This window comes from Nocardioides daphniae (assembly GCF_004777465.1).
Taxonomy (GTDB): domain Bacteria; phylum Actinomycetota; class Actinomycetes; order Propionibacteriales; family Nocardioidaceae; genus Nocardioides; species Nocardioides daphniae.
Map to the genome: position 1 here is coordinate 1,138,979 of NZ_CP038462.1, position 13,224 is coordinate 1,152,202.

Annotated in this window: 11 protein-coding genes and 2 pseudogenes; 5 read left to right on the plus strand and 8 right to left on the minus strand. The window is 67.7% G+C overall.

What is annotated here, in order from left to right:
• Positions 1–307: 307 nt before the first annotated feature.
• The 3 genes from E2C04_RS05635 to E2C04_RS05645 all read right to left on the minus strand — a co-directional run bounded on the left by E2C04_RS05635 (position 308) and on the right by E2C04_RS05645 (position 3,863).
• Positions 308–2,416, minus strand: a complete 2,109-nt coding sequence (locus E2C04_RS05635; RefSeq protein WP_135831874.1) for an NACHT domain-containing protein — start codon at positions 2,414–2,416, stop codon at positions 308–310.
• A complete protein-coding gene (locus tag E2C04_RS05640) occupies positions 2,358–3,149 on the minus strand; it encodes a hypothetical protein (RefSeq protein ID WP_135831875.1) in 792 nt (263 codons plus the stop codon). Before E2C04_RS05640 ends, E2C04_RS05635 begins: the two co-directional genes overlap by 59 nt.
• Positions 3,150–3,353: 204 nt before the next feature.
• Entirely contained in the window at positions 3,354–3,863 is a 510-nt protein-coding gene (locus E2C04_RS05645; RefSeq protein WP_135831876.1) for a hypothetical protein, read from the minus strand.
• Positions 3,864–4,342: 479 nt separating this feature from the next.
• On the opposite strand from E2C04_RS05645, the gene E2C04_RS05650 reads away from it, so the two are divergent.
• Genes E2C04_RS05650 through E2C04_RS05660 form a run of 3 tightly spaced genes read left to right on the plus strand, consistent with a single transcriptional unit; the run spans position 4,343 to position 7,200 of the window.
• Positions 4,343–4,855, plus strand: coding sequence for a hypothetical protein (locus E2C04_RS05650; protein ID WP_135831877.1), 513 nt, complete (start codon positions 4,343–4,345; stop codon positions 4,853–4,855).
• 33 nt (positions 4,856–4,888) lie between these two features.
• Entirely contained in the window at positions 4,889–5,413 is a 525-nt protein-coding gene (locus E2C04_RS05655) for a 2'-5' RNA ligase family protein (protein ID WP_135831878.1), read from the plus strand.
• A gap of 56 nt (positions 5,414–5,469) precedes the next feature.
• Complete coding sequence (locus tag E2C04_RS05660) at positions 5,470–7,200, plus strand: DEAD/DEAH box helicase (RefSeq protein ID WP_135831879.1); 1,731 nt, start codon at positions 5,470–5,472, stop codon at positions 7,198–7,200.
• A 15-nt stretch (positions 7,201–7,215) separates the two neighbouring features.
• Here E2C04_RS05660 and E2C04_RS05665 read toward each other — a convergent pair whose 3' ends face one another.
• The gene (locus E2C04_RS05665) at positions 7,216–8,055 is read right to left on the minus strand and encodes a methyltransferase domain-containing protein (RefSeq protein WP_135831880.1); all 840 of its coding nucleotides are present in this window, start codon (positions 8,053–8,055) and stop codon (positions 7,216–7,218) included.
• An 81-nt stretch (positions 8,056–8,136) separates the two neighbouring features.
• On the opposite strand from E2C04_RS05665, the pseudogene E2C04_RS05670 reads away from it, so the two are divergent.
• Positions 8,137–8,463: pseudogene (locus E2C04_RS05670) on the plus strand (TrmO family methyltransferase domain-containing protein); the annotation flags it as partial.
• A gap of 57 nt (positions 8,464–8,520) precedes the next feature.
• Here E2C04_RS05670 and E2C04_RS05675 read toward each other — a convergent pair.
• Entirely contained in the window at positions 8,521–10,467 is a 1,947-nt protein-coding gene (locus E2C04_RS05675) for a copper-translocating P-type ATPase (protein ID WP_275106562.1), read from the minus strand.
• 133 nt (positions 10,468–10,600) lie between these two features.
• Positions 10,601–10,891: pseudogene (locus tag E2C04_RS22260) on the minus strand (YHS domain-containing protein); the annotation flags it as partial.
• Between the two features lie 187 nt (positions 10,892–11,078).
• Here E2C04_RS22260 and E2C04_RS05680 point away from each other — a divergent pair.
• On the plus strand, positions 11,079–11,729 hold the full coding sequence (locus tag E2C04_RS05680; RefSeq protein ID WP_135831881.1) for an endonuclease/exonuclease/phosphatase family protein: 651 nt from the start codon (positions 11,079–11,081) through the stop codon (positions 11,727–11,729).
• A 129-nt stretch (positions 11,730–11,858) separates the two neighbouring features.
• On the opposite strand, the gene E2C04_RS05685 is transcribed toward E2C04_RS05680, so the two are convergent.
• Positions 11,859–12,437, minus strand: coding sequence for a hypothetical protein (locus E2C04_RS05685; protein ID WP_135831882.1), 579 nt, complete (start codon positions 12,435–12,437; stop codon positions 11,859–11,861).
• 59 nt (positions 12,438–12,496) lie between these two features.
• The gene (locus E2C04_RS05690) at positions 12,497–12,910 is read right to left on the minus strand and encodes a VOC family protein (protein ID WP_135831883.1); all 414 of its coding nucleotides are present in this window, start codon (positions 12,908–12,910) and stop codon (positions 12,497–12,499) included.
• Between the last annotated feature and the right edge of the window lie 314 nt (positions 12,911–13,224).

Here is a 13,224-nt window from a genome sequence, read left to right on the forward strand (position 1 = left end):
TTCCCAGCGGGACGACCGCGACCAGCGACCACGGGACGCCAGTGCGGACCGATCTGATCAGGTTTCCCTTCAATTCACGCCAGGCATCGACATGCTCGCGGCCGGTCGGGTGAGGCTTTGTCAGATCGTCCAGATCGTCCAGATCGTCCAGGTCGCCTCAGCATTGCCGTGAGCATCGGCCGCGAGCAGCTCTTCCCAGCAGATTCACAGAGTATCCATCAGGCCGCCACTGGTGCGCGAGGCCTCGGTGGCCCCAAGCACTTACGACAACGTCAACTGGTAAGGCAATGGTCATTACGTAGGAGAACTAGTCTCCGAGCAAGCCGACCCTCCCGGTCATCCAGTTCTTCCCCCAGCGAGGGAAGAGGGCGTTCACGGCACGCTTCGTCGTGGCCCTGTCGGGAGCAGAAACGCGCGGCAACTTAAGCCGCTCCCATTCAAGCTCGGCCTCCAGCGTGTCTAATTCGGCGTCGGCTATGCGGTTCTCCTCACGGTGTGACACCAACGACGCGATGCTGAATCCGAGGAGTGCCTCAAGTTCCTCAACGACCCATCCAAATCTGCCAGTGAGTTCCCAAGTGACCATTGCGCAGATGAGCGCGAACCTGCGCGACTCCGGGCAGTCCGCCCTGGGCGCCTGATTCGCCTCAGCCAGCACCGCTGCCAGCATCTCATAGAGTTTCTTGGCCTCATCGTAAGAGAAGCGCGGTTTCTCGCTACCGTCCATCTCCAAGTGCACTTCAACCAGACTTGGCGGGATTGTTCCCTCCAGGATTCCAGCCGAAAGAATAGCTTTCCCGGCAGGCCGCGGAGCGCCGCCCACCGCTGGAGCGAACCACTTTCGGTCAAGAGACGAGCCAAGTTCGGCGATGCCCAAGTAGTGCTTTCCGTAGAAGCGAGTCCATTCGTCTTGAATACCGCCAGTCGCTAGCGCCTGGCTCCAACATGAACCTAGGAGTTCTTCCCATTCATGGCCGCGCTGGACCACACCTGTTTCGAGAGAGAACTCGGCCCACGCCCTGAGTAGGGTATTCGTTCTTCCAGGGGAAAGTGCAGCATCCTCAGGTTTGCCGATCTCGGACGGATCTAGGGCATAGGCCCCTACTCGCTCTCGAGGGTTGCGCGGAAGTGCGAACAGGTGACTCGAGATTGTTGTTGCGTTCGCGTTCCAATCGTTTGAAAGGGCCTTGAACGCCTCTTCGATCATTTCGTCAAGATGCCGTGGGCGCAAGTTCAGAACTCCAGCAATTCGCAAACGAAGCGGCAACAAGGTGCCAACGATTCGCTCCTTTTCCTTCAGCGCGTTGATGATGTCTCGAACTCGATCACGCTGACCTGCCTCGGCTGCGCTGACGATAAGTTCCGGAAGGACGGACCCTGGATTCTTCCGATAGGTCTCGTAAATGATGTCCGCAATTCGAGCAGTGTCCGAGATAGTTCGCACGGTTCCTTCGGCGGCGAAGTACTCCATGAAGGTGCGGTGGGTAAAAACGAAGACCCGCTCCCCGTGACGGGATCCATCCACCCCGAGCAACCACGCGCGATCTGCGCAGAACTCAAGGAATGCGCTTGCCCGCTGGCGTGAATGTCCTTGAAGAACCCCGGCGCTGTCCCGCAGGTATCCAGCGATTACGTCTCGCAGTTGGCGCTCTTCGATGCCCGCTTGAACGCTTTCGCTCCGGAAGAAGAACATTGCGATCTCTTCCATAATGTCTTGGCCGTGATTGATGTGATCCGCGGGCTGATCGATATCGCGCATCGAGTCCCAGCGACGAAATAGAAGGTCGGCGCAATCAGAGTAGACAGAGCGGCGGTTTCGTGGGATATGGCCACGATTCTTATAGAGGGCGCAAAGAAGCGAGAGCATCAGTGGGTTCTCTGCGAGCTCCGGGGATGTCGCGACCTCCTTCATAAATGGCTCGACGCGCTCAAACCCCCCTTCCTCGCTGGAGAACCATTTCTCGGCATATTCTCGCGTCTGGGCCAGCGTGAAGGGGCGAAGCCTGAACCGACCGAAGGTGCGATCAAGCGGCGCGTCCTCGTACCCCACTTCTCGGCAAGTTACCAGAATGGCGCTGAGTGGATACTGCCTCGAGAAACTCTGAATCTGTTCTACTACTTTGATTCTCTTGGACTTTTCGAGCGCTTCGTCGAGCCCGTCGAAGATTACGTATGCCCTGCCCAGTAGCAGCAGTGTTTCAACATCACTGCGGTCGACCAAGGTATCCTGATAGAGCCGCTGCACGGCGGTGACCAATTCATCTAGGATTAGGTTTTCGGCATTGAGTTCACGGACACGAATCAAGAGCGGGCGTGCGATTCGCTTTCGTCGGCGATCATAGTCATGATGCGTTGGGTCAATGTGCTTTTCCCGTTGCCAGGGTGCCCGTGACCACTGCGCGTACTCGCCGCCCAAGACCAATCGCCTCGCGTGTTGAGACATTCTCGCCGTCAAGGGTTTGCAGATCTCGCTGAATGTAGAGATCCCCGAGTGTCTTATCGGGGTGAGATTCCAGGGAGTGATGAAGATCCATATTTCCGAAGCGCCCGGCAGCTTGGCTTCGTATCTCACGGGCTCGTTCGGCGACCCGAGAGAGAAGCGCGATATTGGCGACTGTGGCGACTTCTAAATAGCGACGTAGCCATCTGGGATGGCTTGCCAAGCCCCCGGGAATCGGGATAGTGGCTTTTCGCTCGAGAAGTTGGTTGCGCTCCTCTGAGGACAGCGCTCCTGATGATTCTTCAGGTAGGAGCTCATCAATTCGCTCAACAAGGGCGGTCCACAGCGGTTCGATTTGGTACTCAAAGATTGATTCGTTGTCAATCGCCGCGGAGAAGACGTTTTCAAAGGACTTCTTAAGGTCCGCAAATTGTTCGGCTTGAGCCTCTGATGGATAGAGTGCACGTATATAGCAAGCAGCTTCGACCAGCATGAGAATATTTGGGTGATTCAGGACCTGTGTGATCTTTCGAAATTGCGCCTCGGTGAGGATTACTTCATCAAGAAAGTCCACGGCGAAGGTAGAGTCCGGCGGCGGCAGTGCGACTTGAGGAGAGTCGTCTGTTAAGACGTGCCAAGTTCGCGAAATCGCACGCGCCACTAGATCGCCCAATGCTGCTGTGAGCATCCCGAGCGTGAAGGGGTCCACGAATACTCCATTCAGAAGGCCGCACTGCTTCCAGTCGCGGCGAGCCTCATAGCCTGGGCTTGCGCTGTCCCACCTTCAGGCTCACAGCAGTTGACAGTGTAGGAGTCGGGGGTCCAAACCGCCGGCTCCGACCACGCTTCTTGCGATTTGGTTGGTCAGGTTGCGGAAGCCGAGCGGCGCAGATGCGCCGGGTCGAGAGTCCCCTTACCCGCGTTCCGGCCAGCGCCACTCGACCACCACGGCCGCCCCGACATCAGCGGTGCGCCATGCGTCGCACAGATCGTCCAGGCGTACGAACACCTGCTCGAGCTCGCGGTCGGAGATCTCGGTCGGTGGTGGGTCCTGGAGAACGTAGTGGCTGCTCGGCAGATGGCCGCGACGGCGCAACCAGCGCGGGTAGACCTGGGCGACGAGTTCTTCGGACCGCCCCATCTCGGTTCCGGTGGACCTGTTTCGCCGTTCGACCTGACGCGCCCATCCTTTGGTGCGTAGTTCCTCGGTGGGCACAAAGGTTCCAGCGTTGCCGCCTGCAGCGAGCTGGCCGAAGATTCCGTCTCGCAAGCCGAACTCTTCTTCGACGACAAGATGCACGAGGTCGTGGGGGATCAGGTCGGAGTAACCGGGCGCCGGGTCCATGCGGAGGTCGCCGTGCTGGTCGCGCAGTATCGCGACGGCGTACCGGTGGGGTCCGGTGCGCTCAAATCTCACCTGCATCCCGTCAGGCTAGGCACCGGTGCTCAGCGTCGCGACTGGTTATCACTGCGCGCAGTGCAGAGTCGGCGCGCCACCACACCCGTACGCAAACCAACGAACCCGCAGACGTGTCGAGTTGGGGCCGAGATACTGCCGGCATGCGCAAGAGGGGCTGGGGTGCGATCGCGGGCTGTCTGCTGCTCGCTCTCCTCGGCCTCGCGGCGTTCGGTTGCCAGTCAAGTGACAGCACCGTCGGGAGTCGGAGCCACTGGTAGGCCGAGGACGGTTCCTGGATCGAGCGCGCGTTCGGTGACTCACCCCAGCAGCCGGCGCCGACGAAGACGCCGGCCGCTGCTCCACCCTCGGCCTCCAAGCCGCCCGAGCTCGACGACACCCTGCTCCAGGCTTACCTGAGGGCCCTGCCTGCCGCCGACAGGACGCTTTTCGACCACTACCGCGACGCCTCGCTGGGTCAGGGCACGTGGATCGTGGCTGCTCCCATGACGGTCGAGGAGGCTCGTCTGCGGCTTCTCGGTCCAGATCCGCAGCCTGCGCGACGAAGTGACTTCACCAGCGGTCTCTCGTCGGCGTACGCCTTACTCCAGGTGGGGACCGGAGTGGTCGCGTGGGAGTGGTCCGGGTTCGCCGATCCTCCGCGACGGCTGCTCGTCGAGCTGTCCCGCAACGGGGCCACGAGCGCTGTGGTCACGGACAATGTGGAGGGCATGACGCGTTTCGGCTACGCCCGCGACGGCCAAGTCGTCTTCGACGCCAGTGAGTACGCCTTCGTTGACAGCATCGAAGAGATCCCGGTCGAGGTCCGCGACCTTGCCCGCCTTGCCTGGGAAGATCTCGACGGCCCAAGCCGCGAGACCGCCGACTGGGCGACCGTGGGGTTGGCCATGGCTGCGAAGGTCACGGGCGTACGCGTCGACTCGCAAGTGCAAGACGTCAAGGGCAAGAAGAACTGGTACGCCGTCCCCCTGCCGTGGGGCGCAGAGGAGGACCACTGACAGGGGTCCCGGGAGCGGGCCTATCCTCACCCCGTGCCCGACCACGCCCTTGAGCTCTCCTTCGACGCGGAGTCCACCGCCGCTGTGGTGGCGCAGTGGGAGGCACTGAAGTCGGCGGGGCTGCCGTCACAGGCGGACCACCGGTCGATGACCAACGCGCCGCACCTGACCCTCGTCGCCGCGAGGGGCGTGCCCGAAGCAGCCCAGGCGGCTGGCCGGGACACCGTCGGGCCGCTCCTGCCCACGCCCATCGTCTCCCGGGGACTGGTCCTCTTCGGTCAGGGCGCCCGGGTGACCGTGGCCCACCTGGTGGAGCCGAGCGCGGCCCTCGCCAGGGCTGCCGCCGAGATCCGGGCACTGGTGCCTGCGCTGCGCCACCCGGTCTGGACGCCGCACGTCACGCTGGCCCGGCGCGTCCCGCGGGGGCTGTTGCCCGACGTACTCGAGGTGTTGCAGTCCACCGACGCACCCGACGAGCTGATCTGTGACCGCCTGCGCTGGTGGGACCCGGACCTAGGCACGATCGAGGACGTTGCCGTGGCCGGCTTCGACGCCTGACGCGACTCACGCTCTGGTGCCGGGCCTGGCGAGCGCCAACGGATAGCGTTCAGGCGGTGTCCAGCTCTCGCCGATCCAGCTCCCGCCGGCGCGGCACGTCCCGCCGCGGCAGCACGAAGCAGGCGCAGCGACCGCTCCCGACCGCCGGACCGGGGGAGCGGATCTGGGTCCTCGACGTCCCCTACGGCACGCAGGTCGACGGCGCCACCTGGCACCCGGCGGTCAGGACCCACCTGTACGTCGGGCGTACGTTGCCCGCGCACCTCGCGGCGTACGCCCCGGGCCCCTACACGCTGGGACGGTTCGTCGAGAACTCGCTCAACCCCGACGACCCGACGCCCAACCCGGAGCCGACCGAGGCGCTCGAGCCACGGCAGATCCAGTTCGAGGCGGCCGACGCGATCGCGGAGCGAGCCGCAGCCGGTGGCCGACAGTTCCTGTTGGCCGACGAGCCCGGCGTCGGCAAGACAATCTCCGCGGTCCTGGGCGCGACCGCGGTCGGTGACCTCCGGGGCGCGCAGCGCGTGCTGGTCGTGGCGGACCGCCCGGCTGCGATCACGATCGGCCACTGGTGCCGCACGATCACCGCACTCGGCGACGGCGGCCTCGACTGGGTCGTCATCACCTGGGACCGGCTGGAGAAGGTCAAGGACCACACGTGGGCCGTGATCATCGCCGACGAGGCCCACGCGCTGCGCCGCACGACCACCAAGCGGTGGAAGCTGTGGGCGCGGATCTCCGGCCACGGCAAGGCGCACGACAAGGCGCCGTTCGTCATCGCCACCACCGCCACGCCGGGCCACACGCCGCTCGAGCTGCCGTACCTCGCACCGTCGTACGCGCAGGTCCTCGACGAGCCGATGAAGGAGTGGACGTCGGCGACGCAGCCCGGGGCCGCGTTCGCGACCGCGCTCGAACGTCACGGCGTCGCGGTTGAGCACGGCCGCTACGGCGCGACCTGGACGACCGATCCGGCCCGACGTGCAGCCGACCTCAAGCTCGTACGCGGCTGGCTCACCGACACCGGTCCGCCCGCGATGCTGCACCGCGCCGCGCCGTGGGGGCCGGTGCCGATCTCCGGCATGCCGGTCACGCTGACGCCGACCGAACGGGCAGCGTACGAGGCGGAGTGGGGTGAGTTCTGCCGCGAGATGGACATCGCCCGCCGCGGCCGCAACGTCGCCAAGGGCCGCGCTGCGCTGCTGCGCTTCCGGCAGAAGGCCGGGCTGATCCGGGTCGACTCGACGGTCGACTGGATCGTCCAGCAGGTGCAGGCCGAGCGGCAGGTCGCCTGCTCGGTCGAGTTCGTCGGCACCGCTGCCGACCCCATCGCCGACCGGCTGCGCGACGCCGGCCTCGAGGTCGCCACCATCTACGGGCGCGATCGATTCGACGCGGAGGCCGAGCGGCTCAAGTTCCAGACCGGGCAGGCGAAGGTCTGCGTCTTCACCACCGTCGCCTCGATCAGCCTGCACGCCGGTGAGACGCTGGCCGACGGCCGCCAGGCCAGCACCGAGCCACGCGTCGGCGTCTTCCACCAGGCCCGCTTCTCCGGGATCGCCGGACGCCAGGTGACCGGGCGGACGCACCGCGACCACCAGGTCTCCCCGTGGCACATCGCGTTCGCCGAGGGCACCGTCGAGGAGCAGGTCGGCAAGGTGATGGTCGAGCGGATCGCGGCCGCCTCCGACACCGTGGGCAGCGACACCAGCGGACTCACCGACCTCGCTGAGCTGCTCGGCGCCGACTGGTTGCCACCGGCGGCGCTGGTCGAGGGCGACGCCTGAGCGTGCGAGCCGACGTCAGGCGCGGGTCGCCACCACCGCGTAGAGCGTGACCGAGAAGACGAACGACCCCTGCGCCGCACTCTGCTCGAGATCCTGACGCCACGACGCGCCCTCGCCCGCAGCCTCGGCCCGGCGGGTGGCCTCCTCCAGCACCATCGAGACCGGCGGCTGGCCCAGGTCACGCGGACGCAGCATCAGCACCTCCGTCGTGACGCGCGCATCGACGAACCCGTGGCGCAGCACGAGGTCGAGCAGCTGGGCGCCGGCGGCCGGTGACGGCCCGCCACCCCAGCTCTCGCGCCAGACCGCAGCCATGTGCGGGTCGCCGGGCCAGGTCGCGAGCGTGCGCCAGTCGGTGTCGATCAGCCCGACGCGACCGCCGGGGCGCAACGCCCGCGCCATCTCGCGGACCGCGACCACCGGGTCGGTGAGGTGCTGCAGCACGCGCTCGGAGCGTACGAGGTCGAGCGCGGCGTCGGCGACCGGGAGCCGGTCGGCGCTCCCGCTGACGAACCGCGCCGGGTTGCGTGCTGCCTCCCCACGGCGGCGGGCCTCGGCCAGCATCGTCCCGCTCGGATCCACGCCCGTCGCTGAACCGGTCGGAGCGACCGACACGGCCAGGCCGCGGACGTCCTCGCCGGTGCCGCAGCCGACGTCCATCACGTGCATGCCGGGTAGCGGGTCGAGCTGCTCCAGCAGCCAGGCGTGCAGCCGCTGGATCGGCGGCAGCTGCGCCTGGACGTCCAGGGCAGCCAGCGCGGCGGCGCGCGCCTCGTCGGAGGAGGAGTCGACGTCGGAGAACGACGGCGCGTCCCCAGCCGGCTCGTCCTGTCCCTGTCCACTGTCGTCATGCACCCCTCCAGTGACCGCCCGCGGGTGGGGCCGCGTCAAGAGGCGGTGGGGTGTCGGCTGGCCGTCGGGGAGTAGAACGAGGCGATGGAGACCTTCGAGATCCGCTCGATCGGGCACGTCCACAACGACCGGACGGACGTGCAGGAGAGCGACCACTGGGGTGCCGTACGCAGCACCATCGTCGTCGACGCACGGTTCGGGCACGCCTGCCTGCAGGGGCTGGAGCAGTTTTCGCACGTGGAGGTGCTGTACGTCTTCGACCGGCTCCCCGAGCCCGACCACGTCAGGGAGCCCGCGCCCTACCGGGGTCGCGCCGACCTGCCCCCGATGGGGATCTTCGCCGGCTGCGGGCCGCGGCGCCCCAACCGCATCGGAGTGACGCGCTGTGCGATCGAGTCGGTGGCGGGCCGTGAGCTGGTCGTCGTGACCCAGGAGGGCAGGCATCGGGCAGCTGCCCCACGGCGCCCCTCAGGTCAGCCGCTGGACCCGCAGCCGCAGCGCGTTGACGATGACGCTGACCGACGACAGGGCCATGGCAGCCGCCGCGATCACCGGCGACAGCAGCCACCCGAAGACGGGGTAGAGCACGCCCGCCGCGATGGGGATGCCCGCGACGTTGTAGCCGAACGCGAGGACGAGCCCCCGACGGATGTTGCCCATGACCGCGTGCGAGAGCCGGTGAGCCGAGGCGATCCCGGTGAGGTCGCCGCGCAGGAGGGTGACACCCGCCGACTCGATGGCCACGTCGGTGCCGGTGCCCATGGCCAGGCCCACGTCAGCGGCAGCGAGGGCCGGGGCGTCGTTGACGCCGTCGCCCGCGAAGGCCACCACGCGTCCCTCGGCCCGGAGCCGGTTGACCACGTCAGCCTTGTGGGCCGGGAGGACCTCTGCCTCGACCCGGTCGATCCCGAGTCGGGCGGCCACGGCGCCGGCGGTGACCGCGTTGTCGCCGGTGAGCATGATGACCTCGATGCCCTCCTCGCGCAGCGCAGCCAGGGCTGCCGGGGTGCTCTCCTTGACCTGGTCGGCGATCCCGACGACCCCGGCGAGGGTGCCGTCCACGGCGACGAGGACCGCCGTCGCCCCGGTGCGCCGCAGCTCATCGGCCTCGGCGTCCAGGTCGGTGGCGTCGATGCCCCGGTCGTTGAGGAAACCTGCCGTGCCGATCGCCACGGAGTGCCCCTCGACGGTGCCGACGACACCCTTGCCGGCAGGGGCGTCGAAGTCGCTCACCTCGGGCAGGCGGGCGTCGTACGCGGCGAACCTGCCCTCCTTGGCTCCCTCCACGATGGCGCGGGCCAAGGGGTGCTCCGAGGCGTTCTCCACGGCTGCGGCGAGGCGCAGGAGGTTGGCAGGGGAGAGGCCGGTCCCTTCGGCGGTCTCGACGGCGACGACCGCGGGTCGGCCCTCCGTGAGGGTCCCCGTCTTGTCGACCACGACCGTGTCGACCTTCTCCATCCGCTCGAGTGCCTCGGCGTTCTTGATGAGCACGCCCAGCTGGGCGCCACGTCCGACGCCGACCATGATCGACATGGGCGTGGCCAGGCCCAGCGCACAGGGGCAGGCGATGATCAGCACGCTGACGGCGACCAGGAGCGCGTGGGCCAACCTGGGCTCAGGGCCCACCACGGCCCAGACGATGGAGGCGAGCACGGCGACGCCGATCACGCTCGGCACGAACACCGCGGACACCTTGTCGACCGTCCGCTGGATGGGTGCGCGCGAGCGCTGTGCCTCGGCCACCATGCTGACGATGCGAGCCAGCATGGTGTCGTGCCCGACGGCGCCGGCGCGCACGAGCAGCGCACCGGTCTGGTTGAGCGTGCCGCCGATGGCCTCGTCCCCGACGTGCTTGCTCACCGGCATCGACTCGCCGGTCACCAAGGACTCGTCGACGGCAGACCTGCCGTCCTCGACGCGCCCGTCCACCGGGATCTTCTCGCCGGGGCGTACGCGGAGCAGGTCACCGATGACGACCTGGTCCAGCGTCACGTCCTCGTCGGTGCCGTCCTCGCGGACGCGGCGTGCGGTCTTGGGCGAGAGGTCGAGGAGCGCCTTGATGGCGCCGGAGGTCGCCTCCCGCGCCCTCAGCTCGAGGACCTGTCCGAGCAGGACGAGCGTGGTGATGACGGCGGCGGCCTCGAAGTAGACCTCGACCACCCCGTCCTCACGGAACGCCTCGGGGAAGATGCCCGGCGCGACCGTCGCCACGACGGAGAACAACCAGGCGACGCCGGTCCCCATGGCGATCAGCGTGAACATGTTGAGCTGCCGCGTCCGCACCGAGGTCCACCCTCGGGTCAGGAACGGCCAGCCGGCCCACAGCACGACCGGGGTGGCGAGCAGCAGCTGCAACCAGGCGGACGTCGACGCGGCGACGTTGTCGTGCAGCCACGGGACGAAATCGCGGCCCATGCCCAGGACGACGACGGGGCGACAGGGCGACGCCGATCCAGAAACGACGGGTCATGTCGCGCAGCTCGGCGGAGGGGCCGGCGTCGGCGGTGGCGAGGACCGGTTCGAGCGCCATGCCGCAGATCGGACAGGTGCCCGGGCCGTCCTGGCGGATCTGGGGGTGCATGGGGCACGTGTACTCGACCACCTCGGAGGTCGGGGGCGGCGCCGGGGACGCTGCCTGGGACTCCGGGCCTTGTGCGTGGATGAACTGCTGCGGCGCGGCGAGGAACTTGTCGCGGCAGCCGGACGAGCAGAAGTGGAACCTGTCGCCGTGGTGGTCCACGTGCTCGGCGGTGGTCGGGTCGACCTGCATGCCGCACACGGGGTCAGTGACCAGGTCCGTCGTGGAGTCGGCGTGGTGGTGGTGGCCGTGGTTCGTCATGGTTCCAACATACCCCCGGGGGGTATGTAGTCAAGAGGGTCCAAGGTCCTTTTCAGAGGCGTGCAGCGTCGACCGTTGCGCGCCCGCGCGGCGCCCCGCCTCGACGCGTCGAGCAGGGCGGTGAGGCTCAGGTGCAACGCTTTCGGTGATGGCCACGGACGGCGTCCTGCCCTAGTCTGCGACGGTGATGACCGACTTCGGACGTGACCTCCGCGTCGGTACGTGGAACGTCGAGTACGGCCGTGGCGTCGAGAAGAACCGCCGCCGACTCGACCTGCTGACGGACCGTGCGGCGCACCTCTGGGTCCTCACGGAGACCCATGACCACCTCGACCTGTCAGCCACACACCGGCCGATCCACTCGGAGCATCGCGATGAGATCCCGGGCGGTCGCTGGGTGACGCTCTGGACCGCGCTCCCCGTCATCGAGCGCCTGCCCACCGCCGATCCGGGTAGGAGTGTCGCCGCCCGGCTGGACGGTGGCACCGCAGGTGAGGTCGTCGCGTACGGGACGGTCCTGCCCTGGAACGGCGACGTCGGACCCCACCCGAACCGCCCGGCCAAGGGGTGGGAGGAGTTCGCCCGTGTCGTGCCGGGGCAGGGGAGGGAGTGGGCGGCCCTGCGTCGACAATTTCCGGACGCCACGGTGGTCGTGGCTGGCGACCTCAACCAGGACCTCGGCGGCCGGCACTACTACGGCACTCACGCATGTCGCCGGTTGCTCACCGAGGCGCTGGACGGTGCAGAACTGACGTGCCTGACCACGACTGACCGGTTCGCCCCGGACGCGCTGGAGCATCCCCGATCGACCACGTCGCCGCGTCAAGGTCGAGCATGAGGCACGCGACGTACGTCGAAGGCTGGAACAACGTCGTCGACGGTGCTCGGTTGAGCGACCACGGGGGAGTGGTGGTGACCTTCCGGGGCCTGGAGGTGTGACCGCCCGTCAGCGTCCCTCAGGTTTCGCTCAACTCTGGCGCGCGGCGAGCGCCAGGCCCGCGGACCACCCGGGCAGTCGCCCGTTCGCCGGCGGAGTGAGCGTCTCCATGACGTGGCCGGACCGCGCCAGCACCCAGGCGACCATCGAGTTGGAGTTCCACATCTCGCCCGCCCCGAGCTCGTCCCTGCCCCAGATCAGCGGCGGGACCTCGCGCAGGACGCGGAGCACCGCAGCGACCTGACTCGGGTCGTCGGTGGTGCGGACGGGGCTCTCCACCGCCTCGGCGAGGTCAGGGATTGTGCCGTCCGGCCAGCACCTCACCTCGTAGCGGAACGCCCGGAACCGGCCGAGCCACCTGGCCCCGACCGGGCCCTCGCAGACGACGCCCCGTTCACCGGCAGGCACGTTCCACACCGGCCCCATCTCGACCGCGTACGTGGTCGCGTCAGCGTGCACCACCAGGGCGCAGTGGTAGAGGTCGAGCGCAGGCCGGTGCTCACGGCGCGACACCCACCACTCGTACGCCCGTCCGTTGCGGCGTACGAAGCGGCCGCCGGCGCCCAGCGGCAGCCAGTACAGGTCGACCCAGGCGGGGGATCCGGACATCTCGTCACCTCGCGCCCAGTCAGTCAAGACCTCGTGGGCCCTCCGTGGAAGGGGGCCGCTCAGGTGGGGAGGCCCTGGGCCGCCATCCACTCGGGGTCCGGAGCCACCGGCTGCACCAGCTCGATGACGAGCCCCTCTGGCCCGGCCAGCTGCACGCGGCGCTGCCCCCACGGCTCAGTGACCAGTTCCTTGAGCACCGTGGCTCCGCCCTCCGCGAGCCGGGCGTGCTCCGCATCGACGTCCGAGACCTCCAGGGCGAGCATCGCTCCTTGGAGTCCGGCCGACTGCTCGACCCAGGTGTCGTGGTCGTGCTTCACGAAGTCGACGGCCAGCGCCGTGTGGTCAGGGTGCTGGGTGCTGGCGTACCACCCCAGGTCGGCCACGACCCGGAAGCCGAGGTGCTGGTCGAACCAGGCGCCGGCTGCCGACGGGTCCTTCACCGCGAATGCTGCTCCTACTCGTCCCACCTGCATGCCCACTCCTCTTCGTCGCACGAAGTCGGTGAGTCTGGCACGGCGGAGGTGGGCCGGCCACCCGTTATCCGTCGAGTCAGGGACGGCCCGGTTCCGCGGTCGGCGGGAGCAAAGCGACCTACAGTGCGCTCGTGCCCTTGTGGAAAAGCCTCGCCCAGTTCTACGCAACGTTCCTGATTGGCGGCGTTGCGTTGGTGCTGCTCCTCCACTGGGCGGGAATCGAGGAAGAGCCCGGCCACTTCGGTTGGCTCTTTCCTGTCCTTGCTGCAGCAGGAACGTATGGCCGGGTGAGCGATCACCGAGAAGCAGTCACA